We start from the raw sequence: 23,934 nt of genomic DNA, 5'->3' as shown, positions 1-23,934 counted from the left end.
CGATACGATATGCATTATTTAGATTCGTCGTCTGAATTCTGCGATAATTGTCCCTTCATCAAGTCACCTAAGGTTGAACCTGGCGCTGATGAGGATTGTTGTGCAGGTAGCGTACTTAGCTGAACCATCTGGTTCTTACGCTCACCGGAAACAACGTACAATGAAAGAACTTCATCTTCCTCTAGCGACTGAGATTCATCAAACTCAGAACGTTTGACTGTTCCTGTTAGCCCAGCATCTAGTGATACAAGTACTTTCTTTGCATCGACAGACAGAATCTTACCGTTTATTTGCTGACCCACAGGGCATGAAGCAATAAAGTTATCGAATGGATCTGTATCTACTTGCTTTAGACCCAATGAAATTCTTTCTCTATCAGGGTCAATTGACAAAATAACCGCTTCAACTTCTTGACCTTTCTTATAAGCACGTAGCGCTTTATCACCAGGAAGAACCCAAGACAAGTCCGTTAGATGCACCAAACCATCGATATTACCTTCGAGCCCAACAAAGACACCAAAGTCTGTAATTGAGCGAATCGCTCCTTTTACTTTACTACCTACTTCATGGTTTTGACCAAATTCATTCCAAGGATTTAACATACATTGTTTCAAACCAAGTGAAATACGACGTCTGGTTTCGTCAATATCCAAAACCATAACCTCAACTTCTTGATCAATTTCAACCACCTTATGCGGATGAATATTCTTATTGGTCCAATCCATTTCAGACATATGCACCAAACCTTCAATGCCGTCTTCAATTTCTACAAAACAACCATACTCGGTAATGTTGGTAACGCGACCAAAGAGCCTTGTTCCCACAGGGTTACGCTCTAATAAATCATGCCAAGGATCACCCTGTAGCTGCTTCAACCCTAGTGAAACACGCTTCTTTTCACGATCAAAGGATAAGATCTTAACTGTGATTTCATCGTGAACGCTCAACATTTCTGATGGATGTTTGATACGCTTCCATGACATATCTAGACTGTGTAGCAGGCCGTCAATACCACCTAGATCTACGAATGCACCATAGTCTGTTAGATTCTTAACAACACCTTTCACTTCTTGACCTTCTGCCAATGTGCTTAGAAGCTGCTCACGCTCTTCACTTGTTTCCTCTTCAATCACTGCTCTTCTAGATACAACCACGTTATTACGCTTCATATCCATTTTAACAACTTTAAATTCGAACTCTTGCTTTGTTGCAACCATATCAAGATCTTTGATTGGTCGTAAATCTACCTGAGAACCCGGCAAGAATGCTCTGACGCCTTCTACATTCACTGTAAAGCCGCCTTTAACCCGATCTATAATTTGACCGACAACATTCTCTTCATTTCTTAGCGCTTCTTCTAGACGCTCCCAAACTGCAGCTTTAATGGCTTTTTCACGAGATACACATGTTTCTCCGAAACCATTATCGACAGCTTCGAGCAAGAAATCTAACTCTTCACCTGCCTCAACCGTCAGCTCTCCAGATACATTCAAAAATTCTGCAACTGGGACCAAGGCTTCTGATTTCATATTGACATCAACAACGACAAACTCTGGCCCTACTTCTGTGACCTGGCCTTTAATCAGTGACCCTGATTTTGCGTTGAATGATGGAATCGTATTTACCAAGTCTACTAAGGACTGGAAATCTGTATTAGATGATGTTGACATAATTATATTCCCTTATAGGGATAGTTCGTTAATACTCCAGTACCCCTAAGGGATACCACCAAATGCTCGGATAATACTATACTTATACCAAAAATTCAATAACTTTTAACCAAATCCCCCGATAAAGTTATTAGATACTACTTGAACCAAAAATTGATCCATGTAAAATAACCTCATGATACCCTATTACAAGTTAAGCAACGACTGGCACAAGGTAAGCCAGCATTTCACCATTATTGGCCCTGAAGGACTGATATTAAGTAACTTGTTTGGCACAATCCAGCAACGTTATCCAAAATATCGAGTCAATAGACGCTCGCTACTAGATATTGATGATATCGAATCCTTTAAAGCGCAGCACCTCTCTAGCTCTCTATTTGCAGAACCCGAAATCCAATACATCAGACTATCTGACAAGCTAATCACAAAGTTTCCTTGGAAGGTCCCAACCTGCTCTGAAAAAATTATTGTTATTTATGGCATAGAAAAAGCCCCTAAAGATACCAAAAACATGCTGTCTTTTGGCTCGGTTATTCGAACTTATGCCCTAAAAGAACCGTTCTTGTCGCGAGAAATCGCTACTCTGACATCCAAAAGTGGTCTTCAAATGTCTAAACGTGGCATTCAATGGTTAGCCATCAGCCACCAGGGCTCTGAAAGCCTAATCCCGGCAACGATTAATCGGCTTTTGCTTATCTTTGGTAACAAAAAAATTTCTGACGCTGAACTCAAAACAGCGATTTACATGCAAAACAATATGAGCGCTTATGACATCTTAGATGCCGTGCTCTCCAGTCCAACAAAACTCTATATATTTTTACAGGCACAAAACAACCCAATGCAACTTTTTTGGGCAACAACTTCGCTCTGGCGAAAGCTGTATCTTACTGCAAAAAACCCTCCTGAGATAAAACAGCACTTTCCCTGGCCAAACCAGCATAAAACAGTACAGAAAGTCCTTCATCAATTGACACGTTCCACACTTGCAACGCAATATTCAGATCTAATAGCTCTTGAGCGCCATTTCAAAGGACTCGGCTCCGAAGACCCCACGCTATTACTTCACTACTGGCTATTTAATACGCAAAAAGACCTGATACAGGTACCATATACTAAGCAATAGCCATCAAGACTCCATGTACAAAAAGTCGTCAATATTATAATCTATTCTAACTGTTTTGTTGGCCAAACCTTGCCCTACATTCAGCGCAATTTGAAAAACCCTCTTCGCTGTTACAGGGTGCTTCTGTGGTATACGAATCAACTGATTGTAAAAATGCTGATCTACTATCTGGAAGTCAGGCGACATAAAATCATTCATCTCTTCTGACCGACTATCTGCATAAACGTTGAAACCCCGCTGATATGCCGGCATCAACCAACGCATACCTGGCAATGGATCCTCTCCATATTTTTTCTCAATATCTAACACTTGCATACGCCACCACTCTAAGATCTTGCTATTACCCGTTAACTCATGCTGCTGACGTAATTGATATGCGCGCTCCTTCGTTAACTTAAAATCAACCTCGAGCTCTTTAGGCAATACACCACGAGGCAGCATCTCAACAACCTTATGATACATCTGATCTAAGTTTTCTCCCCAAGGTAACGCAGCATCAATCATGATCGCATCAGTTGCTGGAACCAATGGTGATACATCACGATTTTCATCTTGAAAATCTCTTGCCCGTAACTGCTCTACCAGCTCTTCTTCTGTTCGCATCATACCCATAGCCAATAACTGCTGATGCCGACGCTTTGCTCTAATCTGAACATCTGCCGCTAAAAAAAACTTTAAATCCGCATTAGGAAAGATAACTGTACCCATGTCACGGCCTTCAGCTACTAAGCCTGGATTCACGTAAAAATCATGCTGCACCGGCTCTAACAAGTCCCTAACTTCTTTATCTTTTGCTATATCAGAAGCCATTTTGGTCACATCAGTCGCATTCAATATCGCAGTGACATCTTTTCCCCCAAATAATACCTTCATGTCTCCCTGATGGTACTCAAAAGAAACTGCCTCAACCAAACCTGTGACAATATTTTCAAAGCTTTTGCTAGAATTCAGCCTTTGATACGCTACCAAACGGTATAGTGAACCTGTGCCTAAAAAATTAAACCCCAAACGACAAGCCAAGGCGCCAGCCAATGAGCTTTTCCCTGTTGATGACTGGCCATCAACAGCAACCAGCATCACTTTTCTTCACCCTCTGCTTCTTCATCACCATCCACTACAGCGAACACCTGCGTTGACACCAAATACTCTTGTGGCTTCAAACGCAAAAGCCGTACGCCTTTGGTACTTCGGCCAATGGTTGAAACTTCTGACTCTGTAATTCTCACCAACGTACTACCGTCCGTGATCAAAAAGATATCATCTCCTTCTGAGATTGCACTAGCACCAACCAGTTCAATACCCTCAGGTAACTGCATGGCGATAATACCTTGCCCTCCTCGCCCAGTACGACGAAACTCTTCTACTTTGGTTTTTTTACCAAAACCTGATGAGGCAACAGTTAACACCTTCTTGTCAAGTTGAGCCACAATCATCGATACCAACTCATCACCGTCCTTCAGACGAATACCTCTGACACCACGAGCACCACGTCCCATGACTCTCACATCATCATTTGAAAATCGGATGACTTTACCTTGGCGAGAAAATAACATGACATCTTCTGACATGGTCAACGAGGCACCAACCAATGAATCCCCTTCATCAAGATTAATGGCTATAATTCCAGACTGTCTTGGTCTTGAGAAGTTATCTAAAGCCACACGCTTAATAACCCCACAACGGGTTGCCATTACAACGGAAAACGGCTCTTCAAAATCTCTAATTGGAAGAACGGCTGTCACGTCTTCTTTATCCTGTAAAGGCAAATAATTAACAATGGGTTTTCCTTTAGAGCCTCTACTCACCATCGGCAACTGATACACTCTCAACCAATATAAGCGACCTAAATTGGTGAAACACAACAAGAAATCATGCCGAGAAGCAATATATAAATGCTTAACATAATCTTCCTCTTTTACCACTGCCGATGATTTCCCAACACCACCTCGACGCTGAGCTTTATACCCATCAAGTGCTTGGATCTTAGTATAACCTTGACAAGAGATCGTCACCACAACAGGTTCATCAGGAATCAAATCTAAATCTTCAATATCAATTTTACTATCCAATATCTCAGTACGACGCCCATCTTTAAACTGTTCTGCAACTTCTTCCGACTCTTGACGGATCACACCCATTAATTTCTGATAGTCAGCCAAAATTTCCATTAACTCACGTATTTTCGCAATAAGATCTTTGTACTCAACCAATATCTTATCTTGCTCCAAACCTGTCAACCGGTGCAGCCTCATATCAAGAATGGCTTGTGCTTGCATTTCAGACAAATGATAAACATTGCTCTTCGCATCAAGACCCGCCTTAGGATACAAGGTTAATACCTTAAGCATATCAGGGTCATTATAGGGTAACTCAACATCGCCCAAGCCCCACGCTGCTTCTACCAAAACTTTTTTTGCTTCTTGGGGTGTTTTAGAAGCCTTGATAATGGTGACAATCTCATCAATATTAATTAAAGCAACTGCCAAACCTTCTAATAAATGCGCCCGTGACTTTGCTTTATTCAAGTCAAACTGGGTTCTACGTCTCACCACATCCCGGCGATGATCAATAAATGACGACAAGATCTCTCTTAAAGTTAAGCACTTAGGCTGCCCTTGATCAAGGGCTACCATATTGATTCCAAATACCGACTGTAACTGAGTCATCGCATACAGCTTATTTAAAATAACTTCTGCAGACTCCCCTCGCTTCACCTCAACAACCACTCGCATGCCGTCCCTATCTGACTCATCACGAAATGCACTAATCCCTTCAATCTTTTTCTCTCTGACCAACCAGCCAATTTTCTCTAGAAGCCGTGATTTATTCAGCATATATGGTATTTCAGTCACCACAATAATCTCTTGATTTTTGTGGGTTTCAACAAATGCCTTTGCTTTCATATAAATTTTGCCGCGCCCAGTCTTATAAGCCTGCACAATACCCGCACGACCATTAATCATGGCGCCAGTAGGGAAATCTGGCCCTTTTACCACATCAATCAACGCCTCAATATCAACCTCAGGTTCATCAATCATCATAATAACAGCCTGCATCACATCATATAGATTATGAGGCGGGATATTGGTTGCCATGCCTACTGCAATCCCTGTTGAGCCATTCACCAATAAATTGGGGATCTGAGTTGGCATTACACTGGGTGCAAACTCTGTATTATCATAGTTGGGAACAAAGTCGACCGTGTCTTTATTAATATCCTTTAAAACAGCCCTGGTGATCTTTGACAATCTGACTTCAGTATAACGCATTGCTGCTGCAGCATCACCATCGATTGAACCAAAGTTTCCTTGCCCTTGAATCAACATATATCTGAGTGAAAAAGGCTGCGCCATTCTTACCAATGCTTCATATACAGCAGAATCACCATGCGGGTGGTACTTACCAATAACATCACCCACAATTCTCGCTGACTTTTTTGTTGGCTTTCCCCAGTCATTTCCTAGCTCATGCATCGCATAAAGAATCCTTCTTTGCACGGGCTTAAATCCATCTCTAACCTCAGGAAGCGCACGTGCTAATGAGCTATACGCGTACATTGACCAACCATCGACCAACACACTTTCCACTGTACTTTGGCTAATTTCACCAACCTTAATTTCGCTCATAAACCACCTTTTTCTCTTTCGCGCAATATTCATAAATCATATTTGCCACACTATAGCAAATTTCACTAGCGAATACCACTCCAATTGCCGGATTACAACAACCCAACCTACAAGTCTCAGATATTAAAAATTTCTCAATATTATTCAAAGAAGAACTTAGACTTGCATATTTGTTAGCAATACAGTATAGTCGCTTTATCTATGTAGGATTCATGAAAACTGAAGTATATATAGTATTGTTTAAATTTTTTAATATATGAGGATCAATCATGGAAAGCGGTATAGTTAAGTGGTATAACCCTACAAAAGGTTATGGTTTCATTGTCCCAGATTCTGGGGAAAATGATGTATTTGTTCATTCTAGTGCTGTTAGAGCAGCTGGACTTCAATCTCTTGAAGAAGGCCAAAGACTTCAATTTAATATTGAATCAGGCAACGGTGGCAAACCTGCGGCAACTGATCTACAAGTTTCCTCAGAGTAGCCCCCAGCGAATTTAAAGGATGTCAAATCCTTTGAATTCTGTATCAGTATCTAAATCAGATACAACGATACGCTCAAGGTGACCTGGTGAGGAGTTCTTTAACTCCTCACAGTAGCTTTCTATATCTTCTATTCTTCCAACAACTGCGCTTTCAACATATCCCTCTGGCATATTCTTTGCATAGCCCATTATATTTAGATTTTTAGCCATATTCTGACAAAAAGCTCTAAACCCTACGCCTTGCACCTCTCCATGTGCCTCAATTAAGTATCTTTCCATCTTAAGCTCCCCTGTGAAAAAAACCATCTAATGTCGCCATATTCCAATGAATCCAAGTTGGCCGCCCATGATTGCATTGACTACCATGCTCTGCCTCTTCAATGTCCCTTAACAGCTGGTTCATTTCAATGATAGATAACTGACGATTAGCCCTGATTGCTCGATGACACGCCATCGTCGACAGTACCGCATGAACAGTCTCTTCTACAGGTGAAACCGCCTGATGATCTAATAATGACTGGACCACGGCTTGAACCAGCACTGAAATATTTTTCTCAGACAAGCCTTGGGGAATGGCTCGGACCATCAGCTGATCAGGCCCCGATTGATGCACCTCAAAGCCCAGCTGCTCAAGCAGCAACTGGTTTTTTATAGCACACGCAAGCTGCTCAGATATAACGTCAACCACAACAGGAACCAACTGGGTTTGCCTATAGATACCCTTATCTGCATAAGCTGCCTTCATTTTCTCGTACAATATCCGCTCATGTGCTGCATGCATATCCACAATCACCATACCATCTTGCGCTTGACTTAAAATATACACCCCTTGTAACTGCACCATTGCTTGCCCCAGCGGCTGTGGTCGTACAACTTCACTCTGCTGAGCTGAAACTGTCACAGGCATAGGGTCTTCATTAACAACTGCCGCTCCAGGCTCTTGTATCATTAACTGCGTTGGCACTGGCGCTGCAACCGTTGCTCTCATTGGCACTGGCGGCATAGCCAGTGTCAATGAGGTACTTTGCCCTACCTCAGAGTACAAGGGGGGCGTTGCTACCACAGGCCTCAGTCCTCTCAACGTTGATTTCACCAAATGGAACAGGAAACTTGTGACACTCTTCATGTCTTTAATACGAATAAGCTCTTTTGTTGGGTGAATATTTGCGTCTACTCGGCAAGGATCCAACGTGATATAAATCACAAGCCCTGGCTGATTCTTTTGGTACATGACATCCTGATAAGCTTGCCTAATTGACATAACAATCGAGGTATCTTTAATGGCTCTTCCATTAACAAAAACATACTGCATATCACCTCTTGCCCTTTGATACTGAGGGTCTGTCACAAAACCAGAGAGGCTCACACCATCTTGGTCCCCTTCAATCCATAAGGCATGTTTTGCAAAAGCATCTCCCATAATACTGGCAAGACGCTTAACGTCTGACCTCTCTTCAGAAGCAGGTATCTCAAAAGACCTTTTCTCAGAAGCATACTGAATCATGATGTCATGACGTGACAATGCTACTTTTTTAACCACCTCTTCTATTTTTCTTGCCTCAGAGCTGGCTGATGATAAAAACTCTCTCCTGGCTTTTGCATTAAAAAAAAGGTCCTTTATTTCAAGCATTGTTCCTTTCTGGATGGCATGCGGTTTGAGTTGGTTTTTATCAAAAACATCTTCTGAAGCTGTTAATACCCAACCGTGAGATTGATCTTTAACCGTAGATGCTAACGTTACCCGTGAGACCGATACGATACTGGCTAGTGCCTCTCCTCGAAAACCCATCGTTTTCATTTTAGAAAAGTCCTCCAATGCTGAAAGCTTACTGGTCGCATGTGCCGTGAGCGCCAATTCAAGCTGATGCTTTTCAATACCACAGCCATTATCTTTAAGAACAATAGACGTGAGACCTCCCCCCTTAACCTCCAAAAGCAGCTGATTGGCCCCAGCATCAAGTGCATTTTCCAAAACTTCCTTTACAACATCTTTTGGCTGGTTGATCACCTCACCTGCCTTAATTTGATTCTTTAATAATTCTGGTAATTTCTTAATCATATTTGTACCTCAGTCAATAACACTATTGCTTAAAAAGCCTCTTCGATATAAAAAACCTTGGCGCTTTTTCCCGGTTCTATTCCCTGATTTATTAATAGCTATACGATAGGCTTCAGCCCAATCATATTTATCTATATTAAAATCAGCATCCTCTTTCGCAACCACCCTGGAGACATAAGAAGGACCATAGCCACGCTTTATATATTCCCCTACTTTTTTATCAAGATCAAACGAAGTCGTCAACCATACATCGTACTTATCTTTAACCAGATAGCGCTCTTCTTCTTGAATATCAAATCCCATCGCCTCGAGCCGCCCAATCAAGCCATCATAATCTAAACCACCACCACTGAGAAGACTGTCCATCATTTTAAGCAAAACTGTATTATCCATGGTTTGGCAATACCTTGGCCAAAACAGCTGCCTCAATTTCTGCCCCCAAAGCTGTATTGGCTTTTAACAGCTCTCTAACCTTATCCTTTCCTTGCCCTAGCTTTTCACCACCGTAGCTATACCATGCTCCTGACTTCTCAATCACTTTATACGCAACACCCAGATCTATAATTTCACCCGCCCGAGAGATCCCTTCTCCATAAAAGATCTCAAACTGAACCACTTTAAATGGCGGAGCCATTTTATTCTTTACAACCTTAACTTTGGTTTGATTCCCAATAATCTCATCACCGTGCTTGATCGCACCTATTCGGCGAATATCTAACCGCACTGAGGCATAAAACTTTAACGCATTCCCGCCCGTTGTTGTTTCTGGATTCCCAAACATCACACCAATTTTCATTCTTAGCTGATTAATAAAAATGACCATGGTGTTAGAACGCTTGATATGCCCTGTTAACTTTCTCAATGCCTGAGACATTAACCTGGCTTGAAGCCCGACATGAGAGTCTCCCATATCACCCTCAATTTCAGCCTTAGGTGTTAATGCCGCTACTGAGTCAATCACCACCAGATCAATCGCTCCTGAACGGACCAGCATATCAGCAATCTCTAGCGCTTGCTCTCCCGTATCTGGCTGAGACACCAATAATTTATCAATATCAACGCCTAACTTCCTTGCATACAAGGGATCAAGTGCATGCTCTGCGTCAATAAACGCTGCCACACCCCCCTTCTTTTGACAATCTGCAATAGCATGTAGAGTTAATGTTGTTTTACCCGAAGACTCTGGCCCATATATCTCAACCACCCGACCAACTGGAAGTCCTCCAATACCCAAAGCAACATCTAAAGACAATGACCCTGTTGAAATGGTGTCAACGTCCGCGACAGGCACATCCCCCAAACACCACACAGCACCTTTACCACACTGCGCCTCAATGTCCTTCATTACAGCATCAAGGGTACTTTTACCTTTTTTTGTTTCCATACGCATCGTCCTCTAAGATATTTTTTACAGTTTAATACTTTTTTATCTTATCTGATAGACGTGCTTCTACTTTTTTTAAAAATCTTGTATCTTAAAAGTGATAGACCCTATCAGCTATTTTGGCTGTAGACCATACTCATTGCGACCCTGACTACCCGGAAGTAACAGGACAATAAACACATACAGAACAAGCACCATAAATACCAATGAAGATACTATGTATGAGCGACTAAACCCAGAGACAATCATAGAGATCATCCACACCATACTGACAATTTTGCCCACTGCTTCAGCAACACATAACCACCCAGAGCGGTCTGTATCATGAAAACGCTTTATCTTCATCGCTAACATCAGTAAAACAAACACCACGCTTGGCAAAAACATCATCATATAAAAATGTTTAAGCGCGACTTTCCATGCCAAAACTGCCGATGGATCTTGATCATTTAACAGTGCTTGAGCAAAAAAATAAGGCACGGCATTTAACAGCAAATTGATACATACATACCCTGGCCAAAACTGCTCCCTTGATACCCTACCTGACGTATCAGACCATTGAGTAAAGATGATGATGAAACTATGTTTGATTTTTTTTATAAACGAACGACTAGATATGATTAAATTCATTATAATAACCTATCTTATTCATATTAAATTTACCACAACCGTCAAAAAACACAAGCTAATTTTCAATTATTGTATCAAAAATCAATTTCGGCTATTATGTTAATAATTCATACCATTATCCGCTATGTTACTACTCGACCAATACCTGTTATTTCTTGCTAAAGGCCTTACTGTTCTTTTTTTCATTCTACTCATCATTAAAGCCAGCACAAAAAAGGCCCGTAGCCACAAACCGTCTATCACCCATTACAACAAAGAGGCACTAGAGGATCAAGCATCCACCTGTAAAGAACTGAAGTCATTCAAGCATTTTAAAAGTGTCCTCAAGAAAATCAAAAAATCGACCAAAGCACTATCAAAGCCCTCAGAACATTTATTTGTCCTCGACTTTGATGGTGACATTAAAGCCTCCCAAGTATCAGTCTTACGCCAAGAAATTAACCTGATCCTCTCCATAGCCAATGAAAACGACCAAGTATTGATTCGACTCAACAGCCGTGGTGGAACCGTAACAGGCTATGGCTTGGCAGCATCTCAGATACACCGTATTCGCAAAGCAGGGTTGCACCTTACCATTGCTATCGATGAAATGGCTGCCAGTGGTGGCTATCTGATTGCCTCTCTTGCCAATCAAATCATTGCCGCCCCTTTTGCTTGTATTGGCTCTATCGGTGTTGCTTATGAGCTTCCAAATATTTACCAATTACTTGCCAAACATGGTATTGAGTACAAACAAATCACTGCAGGCAAATACAAACGTACTTTGTCTGTCTTTGGCGAACCGACTGAAGAAGGTGAAAATAAAGTTAAAGAAGATGCTGAGTTAACCCATAAGCTCTTTAAAGAGCATATCACCCAGTATAGAGACCTTAACCTTGATGAGGTTGCTACTGGTGAAACATGGCCCGCAACCGTGGCACATGAGAAAGGTTTGGTTGACCAACTCTACACCAGTGATGAATACATCCAGGACCACCTCACATCGCACGCCATCTTTATCATTTCAACACCCACTGAAGAAAGCTTGCTTAAGACCTTAAAAGCCAAGGCCATCCAGGCCCTTCAAGCTCTTGGATAGCTAGTGCTCACAGAGTTTGGCCACTTCTCGGCGTACTATATCAGCATGGGTTGAAACCAAATCATGAGTTGCTAATGGAATCTCTTGATAGGTAATTCCAGCAGAGAAACGCTCAGCCATGCTTCTTGACATTGTAACCGGCACCACCTCATCATCAGAACCATGAAGCAAGAACACTTTAGGCCGACAACGCTGCTTTAACAGCTGATCAAGCCCACTCTCAATATCATATTGATCGAATAAAAACGGTCTTAATAACGGATATGTCCATGGGTAATGGGTTTTTAACATGTCCTGCATCGATGTGAATGGGCTGAACAGGACAACCCGATCAACAGTATGCTTACTAGAAAAGTCAACGGCCATCGCACCACCAAGTGAGTAGCCCATAACACCCAGCTTTAACCTTCGTAGATGTGGATGTTGGCGCATGAGCGCCTGATAAGCAGCCGATCCTGCCTGCATATTTAAACCCAAACTAGGCCGGGCTTTATTGTCACCATAACCCGGATAATCAACCAATAAAAATCCTGCCTTATCACCTAACTTTTCTTGAAGAATAGACAACCACCCTAAAGCCAATGACGCATTGCCTGAGAACATCACCCAAAGGCAGCCCTGATCATTGCTTCCTGGCGGAATAAAATAAGCCGTTTGAGCATGACCTTCAATCTGATATTGAACCGCCTCAACCCCAGGCAAATCCTTAGTGACGCCATCAGGGTATTGACTAGGGAAATAGATCATCTTACGTTGCATCACAACAAGCAACAGTAAATAGAAAAAAAGCCCTCCAGAAAATGTCCATAATAACGACATCGTAGAATTCAAAAACTTTGACACATATCCCTCCCTATAACACTGTACTTAACATGGATATTATGACTGACTATACACAATCTTTCATCCTATAAATAACACAGAACCACAATAAAGTTTTAACAACCGACCCTCATAAAGCTATGTTATGTAACAATGATTTCTGACTATCATACCATAACCACTATTAGGGACACATAACGCATCAATATACCGAGAATTTTTACAATACCACCAGATGGCCATTAGCCGCTTTTGGCTAAGCAATACAAAGCGTCCTCAACTGTATAAAATAGCACCGCTCTTTTTTTATAGGCCAACTTTTGGTCTTCAGTATGTTCTGCAACAGGATATAAAATATGAAGCAGTTGCTCGGACAGCAATCGTCCAAAAACATGAATGTTAATGTCTGCTTGATATCTACTCAAGCAGAAGAGCAATGTATACCATATTTTGCGCAATATTGGAAAGCAGAACGCAACACTTCTTGCATATTGAGAATTTAGATATTTAGAATCTAGTGTGGGTATAACCATACCAATCACTTCAAGCTCAGTAAGCTTTAGTACTTCATTACCATGGAACTCCGCACCCTTTTTAACCATGAACGCTACTAAATCTTTTTGCTCTTTAATACACGCCAACTTTAGCATAGAAGATCCCTGATATCCTCCAGATATAACTTTGTGCATGAGATTTGCTCCGTGCTGAATCAAAAGTATTGCGATCGCCATACGTTTCCACTTTATAGCAACCTCTAGAGCCGTTTCATTCTCAAAGATTCCTCCTTCATCTTTACGTGAACAAATATATCTAAGACATGCACCATCGGCCAAAAGCTTTTTAACCTCTGTCTCATTCTTTTGAAATACTGCTAACACCAATTGTATATTTTTTCTTTTTTGTCTCATTCTTTTTTTTACATTATAATCAGGAATATAATACAGCATACCCTCATATGAAACAAGGTTTTTTTTAGACTCACATACAAATTGTTGACAGGAGAACTATCTCACCTTAGTCTGTGCATAATATTTCTAGGATTGGCTTATGGCTTCTAAAGGCAAAATAACCCCCATGATGCAACAGTATTTGCAAATCAAAGAGGAACACCCTGATGCATTATTATTTTTCCGACTTGGAGATTTTTATGAACTGTTTCACCAAGATGCCATTGATGCCTCAAAGCTTCTAGACATCACGTTAACCAAGCGCGGGAAGTCTGAAAATGCCACTCCAATGGCTGGCGTCCCACATCATGCTGCAGAAAACTATATCGCAAGGCTTATCAAACAAGGCAAAAGTGTTGTGGTTTGTGAACAAGTTGGTGAAGTTACTGGAAAAGGCCCTGTTAAACGTGCAGTAAGTCGTATTATTACCCCTGGCACCCTCTCTGACGACCATCTGCTAAACCAACAAGAATCTGTTTACATTGCCTCTGTTGTAAAAGTTAAAAAACAATATGGTATTGCTTGGGCTGAATGTGCATCGGGGAAGTTTTCTTTAGACCTTGCCGCCTCCGAATCAGAGATCATAGAAAAGCTTACCCAAATCCAACCAAAAGAAATCATCAAACCTGAAAAACTGTCCCTAGACACTAAGGCTTTAACCTCTAACCGACCTGAATGGGAGTTTGGTTACGAGCGTTGTTACCAAGTTTTAACAGAACACTTCAACACCAAAACCTTAGATGCCTTTGGCTGTGAAAAAATACCTCCAGCCATACAAGCAGCCGGAGCTCTGCTACAATATCTACGATATACTCAAAAAACACAGCTCCACCATATAAAAAAGCTCACTGTTGACACTCAAAATGCTTATCTGATCATTGATGCCACCACCATCAAACATTTGGCACTGGTTAAGAATATGGATGGTGGGAGAGAACACACCCTTTATGAGTCACTGAATTATTGTAAAACACCGATGGGCCAACGATTGTTAAAACATTGGATTCTAAAACCCATGCGAGATTTTGAGCAAATTCAACTGCGCTATCAGATCATTTCGCATTTGATTCATATTGGTCTCATCCTACCAGCACAATCTCTTTTAGAAGAAATCTCTGATATAGAACGCATCACATCAAGAATTGGCTTACTAACCGCAAGGCCACATGATTTGTTAAGCCTTAGCCACTCTCTGACAAAACTCCCGGAATTAAAAGCTTTGCTACAAAAGATTCCAGGCCACGGGACCCATGCTTTATCTGAAGCATTAGTTGATTGTAGCCACGAAATTGCACAAATTAACACGACAATTGACGAAAACCCAAGCGCCATCATTCGAGATGGTGGTGTGATACAATCAGGCTATGATGCAGAGCTTGATCGACTAAGATCCCTAAGCCGAAATAGTAGTGAATTTTTACTAGAGATAGAAAAAAGAGAGCAAGATACCACTGGGTTGTCCAGTTTAAAAGTGAGCTACAACAAAATCCATGGCTACTTTATTGAAGTCAGCCAAAGCCAGGCCAAGCAGGTTCCTAGCCATTATAAAGCTAAACAGATATTAAAAAACGTTCATCGTTATACCATTGATGAACTCCAGCGGTACGAACAGGACATACAACATGCAAGGCTAAAAGCGATTGAGAAAGAAAAGACGCTTTACCAAAACCTCCTAATATCACTACAGAGCAGCATTCAAACACTACAGCAGATATCCCAAGCCATTAGCGTTTTTGATAACTTGGTTTCTATGGCATTTATAGCGCAACAAAGATCCTATATTCAGCCCATTTTGGTGAAAGATACGTGTATTGAAATTACCAATGGACAGCACCCTATTTTATCGCAGTTACTCAAAGAAAACTTTGTACCCAACCATGCTTCGTTAACCCCCTCTCAAAGAACTCAGGTGATCACAGGGCCAAACATGGGGGGGAAATCTACCTATATGCGTCAAGTGGCGTTACTGGTGATTATGGCACACCTTGGGTGCTACATACCTGCTGAATATGCGAAAATTGGCCCTATAGATAGAATATTTAGCCGCATTGGATCCGGTGATGATTTGGCTGCTGGGCGCTCTACATTCATGGTTGAGATGAGCGAAACAGCATACATTCTTCATCACGCAACCTCTCAAAGCTTGGTTTTAATTGATGAAATTGGCCGAGGAACCTCAACTTATGATGGCCTATCTTTGGCCCAAAGCTGCTGTTTGCATCTAGCACAAAAAATCCAATGCCTCACTCTATTCTCAACACATTTTTTTGAAATTACTTTATTGGCACAGCATTATCCCTTTATCTTTAATGTTCATCTTGCCGCAGCTGAACATGAACAAGAACTGGTGTTTTTGTACAAACTCATGCAAGGTGCTGCAACCAAAAGCTATGGCATTTGGGTCGCAAAACTTGCAGGGATTCCGGACAGCATGATTGAACATGCTAAGGTCATATTGAACACCTTAGAAAACAACCAAACATCATCGCCACCACCACCGCAGCAGCTGGCTATCCTAGAACAAGTGAATCTTTCCAAAACAACCCCAAAACAAGCTTTGCAAATCTTATATCAACTGAAGCAGACTGGTCTAAAGTTATCCATAGAGGATTAACCTCGCGATTGACTGGAAGATTCTCCATATATCGTCTATATTATACCAAGATGAAAACAGGATTGAGAATGTCATTCGAACAAGCATGCAAAGATTACCACAGCAAACCCAAACCTGGAAAAATATCTATTAAAACCACCAAGCCAACAGAGACACTTGAGGATCTCTCTAAAGCTTATAGCCCTGGAGTTGGGGTACCTGTCAAAGAAATCCATGCAAACCCCGAGGACGCATATCAATATACAAACAAAGGCAACCTAATCGGGGTTATCAGCAACGGAACTGCTGTCCTTGGCTTTGGTAACGTCGGCCCATTAGCTGCGAAACCAGTGATGGAGGGTAAGGCTGTCCTCTTTAGCAAAATGGCTGGCTTGGATGCTTACGACATTGTCATCAATGAAGAAGACCCTGATAAACTAATTAATATTATTGAAGCCATTGCACCCACTTTTGGCGCCATTAATCTTGAAGATATCAAATCACCGGACTGCTTCTATATTGAGACTGAACTCAGAAGAAGACTCAATATCCCAGTTTTTCATGATGACCAGCACGGTACAGCAATTGTCGTTGCTGCAGGACTGCTCAACGCACTGTCTGTGCAAAACCTAGAGATTCATCAATCTAAGATTGTATTACTGGGTGCTGGTGCAGCGGGTATTGCTGTTGCACACATCGTCCTAAACTTAGGTGCTAGCCCAGAGCTGTTTCATCTGGTTGACCGGAATGGTGTCGTCCATGAAGAGAGAGACCTACCTGACTTCAAACGCCCTTTTGCCAAAAAGGCAAATATGAGTTTAAAAGATGCCATGACTGATGCGGATGTTTTCATTGGTCTTGCTGCACCCAATGCCCTTCCTGAACACTATTTAGATCTCATGAAAGAAAAATCCATTGTATTTGCATTGTCCAATCCAGTCCCTGAGGTCTCGCCAGAAAGTGTCAGCAAGCGACTGCCTTCAGCCATTTATAGCACTGGTAGAAGCGATTTACCCAATCAAATCAACAATGCATTGGCTTTCCCCCATATTCTCCGTGCAGCACTGACGCTTAAAATACCGCAAATAACACCTCAGATGATTGCAAACTGTGCCACAGCTGTAGCCAACCTTATCAAAAAACCGTCAAAAACAGAAATTGTACCAACAGCGTTTGATAAACGATTGCCTGAAGCATTTTTAAATGCTTTAAGCGAATCCAGTTAAGTCGATCAACACAAGAACCTTAGCGCCGGTATAATATGATGAATACACCATTTGCAACGACCGTTATTACTTGGCAGAAACAGCATGGGCGACATAGCCTACCATGGCAACAAAACCCGACACCATATAGAGTTTGGGTGTCTGAAATCATGCTGCAGCAGACGCAAGTAAGCACTGCTATACCTTACTATAATAATTTCATGGATAAATTTCCCACTATTGGGGATCTCGCTCGATGTGACACGGATACGCTCATGAAGTACTGGCAAGGCTTGGGTTACTATTCCAGAGCTCGTAACTTACATAAAGCTGCTACCATCATCGTCAATGAGCAGAAAGGTATATTCCCAGAGACAAGAGCGCAGCTAGTTGAACTTCCAGGCATTGGGCGCTCAACAGCAGCGGCCATTATGTCTCTTGCATACAACCAACCTGATGCCATTTTAGATGGCAATGTTAAGCGTGTACTATGTCGATACCATGGCATTACCAGTGACCCTAAAGCAACGTCAACAATGAAAGTACTTTGGCAAAAAGCGGAAGACAATAGCCCCACAGAAAATGCACGAGCGTATACCCAGGGCATGATGGACTTAGGTGCCAACATCTGTACTAGAACCAAGCCCAGCTGTACATATTGCCCATTGCACACATCATGTTATGCCCATACCCACCAAATGACTAATACAATCCCCGCCAAAACACAACGTGCCAAGCCTAAGCCAAAAGATCTGTATCTATTACTAGAAGTTAGAGATCAAAAAATCCGTTTGATCAAACGTTCCAATACTGGTTTGTGGGCCCAACTGTATTCACCCGCATTATTTGAAAGCTTTACCGAATTAAATCCTGACAATAAAGTTCTTCATCCTTTACCCAGATACAAGCACAAATTGACCCATTTAACCTTAACCATCTATCCTTTTATAGACCTGAACCCGTCTAACCATGAAGATCAATGGCAATTATTAAGCGATATTACCCTAGGCCTGCCCACTGGAATAAAGCCTGCTCTTGAGCTTCTTAATGCCTACATACAAGTTGCAACCCTGCCACAGGAGTCCTTATGAGTAACCTTATTTATTGTAAGAAGCTGAAACAAAACCTGCCCCAACTAGCCTTTCTTCCATTTCCAGGAGACATGGGTGCCAGAATACAACAAAACATATCTGCAGAAGCCTGGCAACAATGGTTAATCCAGCAAACGAAACTCATTAATGAATATCGCATGGATCCTATGAGTGAGAAAACACAACAGTTTTTACGAGAAGAAATGGAGTCGTTTCTATTTGAATAGAGGATTTGGCCAGAGGCAGATTCGAACTGCCGACACGAGGATTTTCAGTCCACTGCTCTACCTACTGAGCTATCTGGCCAAGCACCTTAACGTTACCAAGCATCCTTCTCTACGTCAAGCATTTTCAACCCCAATGCCAGATAAAACTTCTTTATCTCAAAAAGAAAAAGGCACAAATCCAGTACGGTACTAGATTTGTGCCTTTGACCTAACTCAGTAGAACTATAAAAGGTCCATTGATGCTGTTACCTGAAGAGAGTTCGTTGCACTATCTGCAATGAACTGAATCTTTTTGCCGTCATCTAACGTATACTGCACTGCTGCTGAAGGACCAAACAACATACTATCACTAACCGATACTTTATGTTCGAAATAGCTACTGCCATCATTCCCCAAATCAGCTTCAATACTATACATAATCGTCTTAGCAACAGATGGTCCAATCAAAAGGGCATAATTATCACCACAATCAAAAACAATGCGGGCTGACGCTTGCGCCAGTGTTAAATTTTGATTCGCAAGCATACCAACTTTAAATTCAATGTCTGTCGGTGATTTTTCATGCGATACAAGGTGTGATAATGACACGCCATACATACACTCAGAAGAAGTCTCACGGGAAGAAGAATAAGAGTGCTTACCTTGATAGCTGTAATCAACTTTTACCTCAAGAGGCGATCCTACACCTGCAGTGACACCAAATTCAGCCCCATATGCAGCGGCTGCCAATAGTAATATTATTCTTTTCATGACTTTTTCTCTTTTTTTTCGTGCCGAATCTTAATAGTCATTCAAAGCAATGTCAACATAGTCAGCAGCTTGAGGCAGAAATATAAAAGGACCCCATGCTTTGATCTATATTAATTTGAAACTTTTTACCATCAGGCCATGAGACCTGATAACCGATAGCCGTGCCTATCGCCACACGGGGTTCAATATGTTCCTGCTTATCCCAAAACGCGGGAAGGGAAAAATCAGACGCCACTTTCATATCATCACTAATCCATAAAGCTTTCCCGATACTTGGACCAACAAGGATAGCCTCTCGGTAGGAAACTGGAAATACCAGACGAGCTGAAGCATTTGCAAAGCCTAAATCCTCAAACGCAAAGAAACTTCCTTTAACCTCAACGTCTAATGGCAATAACCCTCTCTCCAAAATATGGACTACAGACATACCATAAACGGCTGCTTCATTCCAAACATAACCTTTTTTTTCTTCAGAAGAGTAGCCACTTTGATACGTAACAGCCGGTGATGCAACACCTGCAGACACACCAATTCCAACAGCTTGAGAGAGTGCGGCAATAGACAACAATACTTTTTTCATAATTTATTCCTTTATTCGTTTATTCGTTTATTCGTTTATTCGTTTATTCGTTTATTCGTTTATTCAATATATCTTACAAAGATAATAAGATCAACACCTTATTAAACCAAGGCTACAACTGCTGCTGCATGCGCGGAACGGGTCATAGGATCGATATTCAACTGCAGCTTACACTGATCAACCAAGTACTGTATACCCGTTGAGATCCCTGCTATGTCTTTACTGTCATCACTATGAGTCTCAAAATCTAAGGAAAAAGTGGGGCCTATTAGCACTTCAACGGTATCATTAAGGCTATAAGCAAACCTTGCTGAGGTCCCTACCTGCCAACCGGATAAATCACCGACCAAAGTTGCTTTAAACTCTATTGCACAAGGTAAGCTAATCAGTTGATGGTCTTTTTGTAAGGAAAATCCATAAATTATTTGACCAGTATCTAAACCTCTGCCACTCAATAAACCAACATCAACTGCTTGAGCCCCAGTTACACATAAACCTAATAAAATCCTTCTCATTTTCTATCCTAATAGCATTAGGATGAAAAAGTAACATTCTATCAGCCAACTATCAACAATTATTCTGCAGAATAGGGCTATTTCGATGTTAAATATATAGCGCTCACCTCATCTACAAATGTATGCTGATAGAAAGCTTTTATCTCAGAGTAAGTTAGATCCTCAAGCGCCTGAATCATTTTTTGCTTTGAGTCAAATTCTTCAGTGCCCTGCCATATTTTATACCAATAAAAATCTGAGACCTCGCCCATTGTCTCAAATGGGTCTTCATACTGATGGATCAGTGTCGCTTTAGCTGTTTCATAAGATGAATCATGCCAAAACTCCCCCGCTTCTAAAAAGGCATGTATTCGATCAATTAATGTGGCAGAATCTGTATGTGGGGACTGTATCAGGAATGCCATACCTGGCCAATCATGTATAGGCCTATACGCAGAACGCACAAAGTAACCTAACTGCTGATTTGTTCGGAGCTCTTCAAAGAAATCTGGTGCAATCATTTTGTTTAAAATCATCGTCATTGCGCGTTCTCGATAACTATTACCCGGCATCTGATAGTATAAGATTACAGCATGGTCGCTTTGCTCACTAGGGTACGCATACCGAGCAATCCCCTTTTCAAGCTTTAGCACCCTATTTGGCTTAACGTCTAAATATTGCTTACCAACTTTCATACCTTCAGTTTCTGGTGAAATGTTCTGTATACTGTCGACTGTCAAATTACCATAGTACATCTGCTTCATAGAGGTTTCAGCAAAATAGTCTTGCAAAAATGACACCACATCCTGCAATGTTAAGGCATCTAACACCTCCAATCGATCTTCTCTATGGGCAAGATCTGGCCGAAGTATTGTATTAAGCCTTTTAGATAGCATCGCAGCAGGCAAGATAGTGTCTTCTTCTTTTAAAGCCTGTTCATAACGCTCCTTTAACAGATGAAACATGGCATCTGATGTTATCTGAGGCATCTCTCCAAGCATCTTTAATATCGTCTGTAGCACAGCCTGTGATTGGTCTCCCATTCCCCAAACTGATATATTTAACCCATGCAGGTGTCTTGATACACTCCAGTTTAAACCTGCATTATTCGCCGGATACAGTACTGGATTAGCCAAATGTCTTAAAAGCAATACCCCCATATCCATAGCAACAATATCTTTGGTTGATACAATTTCTTTACCTAACAAAGCGATATCCATATACTGCTTTGGCTGAAGAAAATCTGAGTCTGTCAGGTACCATTTCCCAGAAGATATTTCTACGGGTAAGGGCATAGGATCTGCTTTATGGATAGATATGCTGTTCGGAATAAATGAGTTTTCTTTTGGAAGCGCCAATGCAAAATTGCTGGGTTCAAGCCACCGAACCGCTTCTAGCATGCCAATGGGTCTGTTACTATATTCGACATGATAAACGTCATCTACTTCGTTGGTTTCTTCATCAGGACTCGATAACCATATTCTGGCATTATCAAGCCTAATGGCATCCAATAACTGATAGATATGCGCCTTATCAAAGACTGATTCATCGGTAATGTATCGTGCCTTTCTCAACAAACGATAAGGCGTATTGGGCATACTAGCCACCAAACCGTTCACCTGAGATAATACTGGCTGCTGTCCATAGAACAAATACTCTAAAAAACTGATTCTTTGTGCTTCATTAAATCGAGTTTGTGTGACCCCTTCATAGCGAATCAATTCAACATAACTCATCACTGCTGAGATGATTTCATGAATATGATGGTAACCTTTTTCTGTTAACTCGATTTCAACATTAATCGTTCCTTCATGATCAGATACCTTTCCATAACCTGCTGACAGACTTTGAGCCCACCCTTCACGTTTTAAGGCCTCCAAGATACTGCCCTCTCCTTCATCCCCTATTAACGATGAAATATAGCTAGCAGCAGGTGAAAAATACTCTTTATCTTGATTGGGAATTGCAAACTCAAAATCAAGAGAGCGATTTGGGGCTATATTTTCAACCTGGATAAACCGTCCTAATGATGTTTTATCAAAGCGTTTACCCAAGTCTTTTTTGACCGTATTCCGATTGGGTATGCTTAGTAATCGCTGCTTTATCGTGTCTAAATGTGTTTCTATCGTATCAGGTGTCACCGCTACAAAGTACATATTATTTGAACTATAATACTTATGATAAAATGCAAGCAACGATTTACGCAAATCTCCCTCACGGCACTCCTTTAATGTATCAAGATTGCCGACATGAAATCGATTTGCTGGATGGTTGGGATTACTAATTAGCTGAGATACTGCATAATGCCGCCAAGGATCTTCCTTTTGATGCATTTTAAACTCAGCATGAACGGCGTGCCGTTCTCGCTCAACATACCCTTCATCAAATAAGGGTGAAACAAAAAATGACGAAAAGATATTAAACCCCTCAGAAAAAAATTGGGGCTGTACCGAGAAGAAATACTGTGTGTGATCTCTAGATGTAAAAGCATTATAGCCCCCACCATGATCAGAAACATAATGACTTAAGGCATCAACTTCTGGATACTCTTCTGTCCCAATAAAGAGCATATGCTCTAAAAAATGCGCCAATCCTTCAATGCCTGGAGGGTCATCTTGAGACCCAACCCCCACATACATAGCAGCAGCAGATTCGCGCGCAGCAGGATCCTGGACAATAAGCATTGATAGCCCATTATCCAATACTTCACAATGAAATGTCCTTGGATCAGTTTGGGGGTGATCCACACATGCACGCGCGACAATGGCAATCCCTAATAAAAAACGGGCGAATATACTAGCCACTATGCTTATTCCTAGCCGTTATTGTTAACCATAATAATGCGCCATATGTGGAGCAAAAGATTTTTAAACAGGTCACGACCAGCATGAAGAGAAGAAAGCCAGACTCATCAAGCTCATACACAGCATCTGGGACGATGTATCCATAAAGAGTCTCAACCAATAAAAAAACTAGCAAAAATCGCCATGACAGTGCGATACTATGGGAAAAGATATCTTTATCATACATACAAACATCACCATATTTTCATATGAATATAGTCTACTCTGACAACTGACTCCAAGTCAAGTTACTCAAACTTATGAATAGTACTTTATGAACATATGGGTGCGATCTTGAATGCTATATTTCAAAAATTAACCCAAGGGCCT

General features: G+C 41.3%; 22 protein-coding genes and 1 tRNA gene. 7 read left to right on the top strand and 16 right to left on the bottom strand.

Translation table 11 applies throughout. The annotated features are described in order from the left end of the window. Window positions 1–14: 14 nt before the first annotated feature. Window positions 15–1,670: a 30S ribosomal protein S1 gene (gene rpsA, locus MKS91_RS04770; RefSeq protein WP_258569700.1), complete on the bottom strand. Its 1,656-nt coding sequence runs from the start codon at window positions 1,668–1,670 to the stop codon at window positions 15–17. A 175-nt stretch (window positions 1,671–1,845) separates the two neighbouring features. On the opposite strand from rpsA, the gene MKS91_RS04765 reads away from it, so the two are divergent. Next, a complete protein-coding gene (locus MKS91_RS04765) occupies window positions 1,846–2,793 on the top strand; it encodes a DNA polymerase III subunit delta (protein ID WP_258569699.1) in 948 nt (315 codons plus the stop codon). Between the two features lie 3 nt (window positions 2,794–2,796). On the opposite strand, the gene cmk is transcribed toward MKS91_RS04765, so the two are convergent. Next, entirely contained in the window at window positions 2,797–3,870 is a 1,074-nt protein-coding gene (gene cmk / locus MKS91_RS04760; RefSeq protein WP_258569787.1) for a (d)CMP kinase, read from the bottom strand. Beyond that, window positions 3,870–6,419, bottom strand: coding sequence for a DNA gyrase subunit A (gene gyrA, locus MKS91_RS04755; RefSeq protein ID WP_258569698.1), 2,550 nt, complete (start codon window positions 6,417–6,419; stop codon window positions 3,870–3,872). The genes cmk and gyrA overlap by 1 nt, the downstream gene beginning before the upstream one ends. A gap of 269 nt (window positions 6,420–6,688) precedes the next feature. Here gyrA and MKS91_RS04750 point away from each other — a divergent pair, with 269 nt between their 5' ends. Further along, window positions 6,689–6,901: a cold-shock protein gene (locus MKS91_RS04750; RefSeq protein WP_258569697.1), complete on the top strand. Its 213-nt coding sequence runs from the start codon at window positions 6,689–6,691 to the stop codon at window positions 6,899–6,901. Window positions 6,902–6,913: 12 nt separating this feature from the next. On the opposite strand, the gene MKS91_RS04745 is transcribed toward MKS91_RS04750, so the two are convergent. From MKS91_RS04745 to MKS91_RS04725, 5 genes are all read right to left on the bottom strand, one after another. Beyond that, the gene (locus MKS91_RS04745; protein WP_258569696.1) at window positions 6,914–7,180 is read right to left on the bottom strand and encodes an acylphosphatase; all 267 of its coding nucleotides are present in this window, start codon (window positions 7,178–7,180) and stop codon (window positions 6,914–6,916) included. Window position 7,181: 1 nt separating this feature from the next. After that, window positions 7,182–8,960, bottom strand: a complete 1,779-nt coding sequence (gene mutL, locus MKS91_RS04740) for a DNA mismatch repair endonuclease MutL (RefSeq protein WP_258569695.1) — start codon at window positions 8,958–8,960, stop codon at window positions 7,182–7,184. 9 nt (window positions 8,961–8,969) lie between these two features. After that, entirely contained in the window at window positions 8,970–9,353 is a 384-nt protein-coding gene (locus tag MKS91_RS04735) for a hypothetical protein (protein ID WP_258569694.1), read from the bottom strand. After that, window positions 9,346–10,344, bottom strand: coding sequence for a recombinase RecA (recA, locus tag MKS91_RS04730; RefSeq protein ID WP_258569693.1), 999 nt, complete (start codon window positions 10,342–10,344; stop codon window positions 9,346–9,348). The genes MKS91_RS04735 and recA overlap by 8 nt, the downstream gene beginning before the upstream one ends. Window positions 10,345–10,458: 114 nt before the next feature. Continuing rightward, window positions 10,459–10,974, bottom strand: a complete 516-nt coding sequence (locus tag MKS91_RS04725) for a DUF805 domain-containing protein (RefSeq protein WP_258569692.1) — start codon at window positions 10,972–10,974, stop codon at window positions 10,459–10,461. A 124-nt stretch (window positions 10,975–11,098) separates the two neighbouring features. Here MKS91_RS04725 and sohB point away from each other — a divergent pair, with 124 nt between their 5' ends. Further along, window positions 11,099–12,052 carry a protease SohB gene (gene sohB, locus MKS91_RS04720; protein WP_258569691.1) on the top strand — a complete coding sequence of 318 codons (954 nt, stop codon included), beginning with the start codon at window positions 11,099–11,101 and terminating at the stop codon, window positions 12,050–12,052. Here sohB and MKS91_RS05330 read toward each other — a convergent pair whose 3' ends face one another. After that, on the bottom strand, window positions 12,053–12,895 hold the full coding sequence (locus tag MKS91_RS05330) for an alpha/beta hydrolase (protein WP_258569690.1): 843 nt from the start codon (window positions 12,893–12,895) through the stop codon (window positions 12,053–12,055). 221 nt (window positions 12,896–13,116) lie between these two features. Then, a complete protein-coding gene (locus tag MKS91_RS04710) occupies window positions 13,117–13,782 on the bottom strand; it encodes an ankyrin repeat domain-containing protein (RefSeq protein ID WP_258569689.1) in 666 nt (221 codons plus the stop codon). 139 nt (window positions 13,783–13,921) lie between these two features. Between MKS91_RS04710 and mutS the strand changes: the two genes are divergently transcribed. The 4 genes from mutS (at window position 13,922) to MKS91_RS04690 (ending at window position 18,937) form a co-directional block, all read left to right on the top strand. Then, entirely contained in the window at window positions 13,922–16,435 is a 2,514-nt protein-coding gene (gene mutS / locus MKS91_RS04705) for a DNA mismatch repair protein MutS (protein WP_258569688.1), read from the top strand. A 68-nt stretch (window positions 16,436–16,503) separates the two neighbouring features. Further along, window positions 16,504–17,640 carry an NAD(P)-dependent malic enzyme gene (locus MKS91_RS04700; RefSeq protein ID WP_258569687.1) on the top strand — a complete coding sequence of 379 codons (1,137 nt, stop codon included), beginning with the start codon at window positions 16,504–16,506 and terminating at the stop codon, window positions 17,638–17,640. A 35-nt stretch (window positions 17,641–17,675) separates the two neighbouring features. Beyond that, window positions 17,676–18,710, top strand: coding sequence for an A/G-specific adenine glycosylase (mutY, locus tag MKS91_RS04695; protein WP_258569686.1), 1,035 nt, complete (start codon window positions 17,676–17,678; stop codon window positions 18,708–18,710). Continuing rightward, complete coding sequence (locus tag MKS91_RS04690; RefSeq protein ID WP_258569685.1) at window positions 18,707–18,937, top strand: oxidative damage protection protein; 231 nt, start codon at window positions 18,707–18,709, stop codon at window positions 18,935–18,937. The genes mutY and MKS91_RS04690 overlap by 4 nt, the downstream gene beginning before the upstream one ends. A 6-nt stretch (window positions 18,938–18,943) precedes the next feature. On the opposite strand, the gene MKS91_RS04685 is transcribed toward MKS91_RS04690, so the two are convergent. The 6 genes from MKS91_RS04685 to MKS91_RS04660 form a co-directional block, all read right to left on the bottom strand. Further along, window positions 18,944–19,016 (bottom strand) — tRNA-Phe (locus MKS91_RS04685). 143 nt (window positions 19,017–19,159) lie between these two features. Next, window positions 19,160–19,687 (bottom strand): hypothetical protein, encoded by a 528-nt coding sequence (locus MKS91_RS04680; RefSeq protein WP_258569684.1) that lies wholly within the window; start codon window positions 19,685–19,687, stop codon window positions 19,160–19,162. A gap of 61 nt (window positions 19,688–19,748) precedes the next feature. Beyond that, window positions 19,749–20,267, bottom strand: a complete 519-nt coding sequence (locus MKS91_RS04675; protein ID WP_258569683.1) for a hypothetical protein — start codon at window positions 20,265–20,267, stop codon at window positions 19,749–19,751. A gap of 101 nt (window positions 20,268–20,368) precedes the next feature. After that, a complete protein-coding gene (locus MKS91_RS04670) occupies window positions 20,369–20,782 on the bottom strand; it encodes a hypothetical protein (protein ID WP_258569682.1) in 414 nt (137 codons plus the stop codon). Window positions 20,783–20,859: 77 nt separating this feature from the next. Continuing rightward, window positions 20,860–23,565 (bottom strand): insulinase family protein, encoded by a 2,706-nt coding sequence (locus tag MKS91_RS04665; RefSeq protein WP_258569681.1) that lies wholly within the window; start codon window positions 23,563–23,565, stop codon window positions 20,860–20,862. After that, window positions 23,558–23,791, bottom strand: coding sequence for a hypothetical protein (locus tag MKS91_RS04660; RefSeq protein WP_258569680.1), 234 nt, complete (start codon window positions 23,789–23,791; stop codon window positions 23,558–23,560). The genes MKS91_RS04665 and MKS91_RS04660 overlap by 8 nt, the downstream gene beginning before the upstream one ends. Between the last annotated feature and the right edge of the window lie 143 nt (window positions 23,792–23,934).

It is taken from the genome of Candidatus Synchoanobacter obligatus, assembly GCF_024259865.1.
Taxonomy (GTDB): domain Bacteria; phylum Pseudomonadota; class Gammaproteobacteria; order Comchoanobacterales; family Comchoanobacteraceae; genus Synchoanobacter; species Synchoanobacter obligatus.
The sequence above is the reverse complement of the archived record's forward strand: the minus strand, read 5'-3'. Positions and strand labels throughout refer to the sequence as shown.

Coding starts and splice junctions, on each gene's coding strand:
- rpsA (WP_258569700.1), bottom strand. CDS start 1,670: ATGTCAACATCATCTAATACAGATTTCCAGTCCTTAGTAGACTTGGTA.
- MKS91_RS04765 (WP_258569699.1), top strand. CDS start 1,846: ATGATACCCTATTACAAGTTAAGCAACGACTGGCACAAGGTAAGCCAG.
- cmk (WP_258569787.1), bottom strand. CDS start 3,870: ATGCTGGTTGCTGTTGATGGCCAGTCATCAACAGGGAAAAGCTCATTG.
- gyrA (WP_258569698.1), bottom strand. CDS start 6,419: ATGAGCGAAATTAAGGTTGGTGAAATTAGCCAAAGTACAGTGGAAAGT.
- MKS91_RS04750 (WP_258569697.1), top strand. CDS start 6,689: ATGGAAAGCGGTATAGTTAAGTGGTATAACCCTACAAAAGGTTATGGT.
- MKS91_RS04745 (WP_258569696.1), bottom strand. CDS start 7,180: ATGGAAAGATACTTAATTGAGGCACATGGAGAGGTGCAAGGCGTAGGG.
- mutL (WP_258569695.1), bottom strand. CDS start 8,960: ATGATTAAGAAATTACCAGAATTATTAAAGAATCAAATTAAGGCAGGT.
- MKS91_RS04735 (WP_258569694.1), bottom strand. CDS start 9,353: ATGGATAATACAGTTTTGCTTAAAATGATGGACAGTCTTCTCAGTGGT.
- recA (WP_258569693.1), bottom strand. CDS start 10,344: ATGGAAACAAAAAAAGGTAAAAGTACCCTTGATGCTGTAATGAAGGAC.
- MKS91_RS04725 (WP_258569692.1), bottom strand. CDS start 10,974: ATGAATTTAATCATATCTAGTCGTTCGTTTATAAAAAAAATCAAACAT.
- sohB (WP_258569691.1), top strand. CDS start 11,099: ATGTTACTACTCGACCAATACCTGTTATTTCTTGCTAAAGGCCTTACT.
- MKS91_RS04710 (WP_258569689.1), bottom strand. CDS start 13,782: ATGAGACAAAAAAGAAAAAATATACAATTGGTGTTAGCAGTATTTCAA.
- mutS (WP_258569688.1), top strand. CDS start 13,922: ATGGCTTCTAAAGGCAAAATAACCCCCATGATGCAACAGTATTTGCAA.
- MKS91_RS04700 (WP_258569687.1), top strand. CDS start 16,504: ATGTCATTCGAACAAGCATGCAAAGATTACCACAGCAAACCCAAACCT.
- mutY (WP_258569686.1), top strand. CDS start 17,676: ATGATGAATACACCATTTGCAACGACCGTTATTACTTGGCAGAAACAG.
- MKS91_RS04690 (WP_258569685.1), top strand. CDS start 18,707: ATGAGTAACCTTATTTATTGTAAGAAGCTGAAACAAAACCTGCCCCAA.
- MKS91_RS04680 (WP_258569684.1), bottom strand. CDS start 19,687: ATGAAAAGAATAATATTACTATTGGCAGCCGCTGCATATGGGGCTGAA.
- MKS91_RS04675 (WP_258569683.1), bottom strand. CDS start 20,267: ATGAAAAAAGTATTGTTGTCTATTGCCGCACTCTCTCAAGCTGTTGGA.
- MKS91_RS04670 (WP_258569682.1), bottom strand. CDS start 20,782: ATGAGAAGGATTTTATTAGGTTTATGTGTAACTGGGGCTCAAGCAGTT.
- MKS91_RS04660 (WP_258569680.1), bottom strand. CDS start 23,791: ATGTATGATAAAGATATCTTTTCCCATAGTATCGCACTGTCATGGCGA.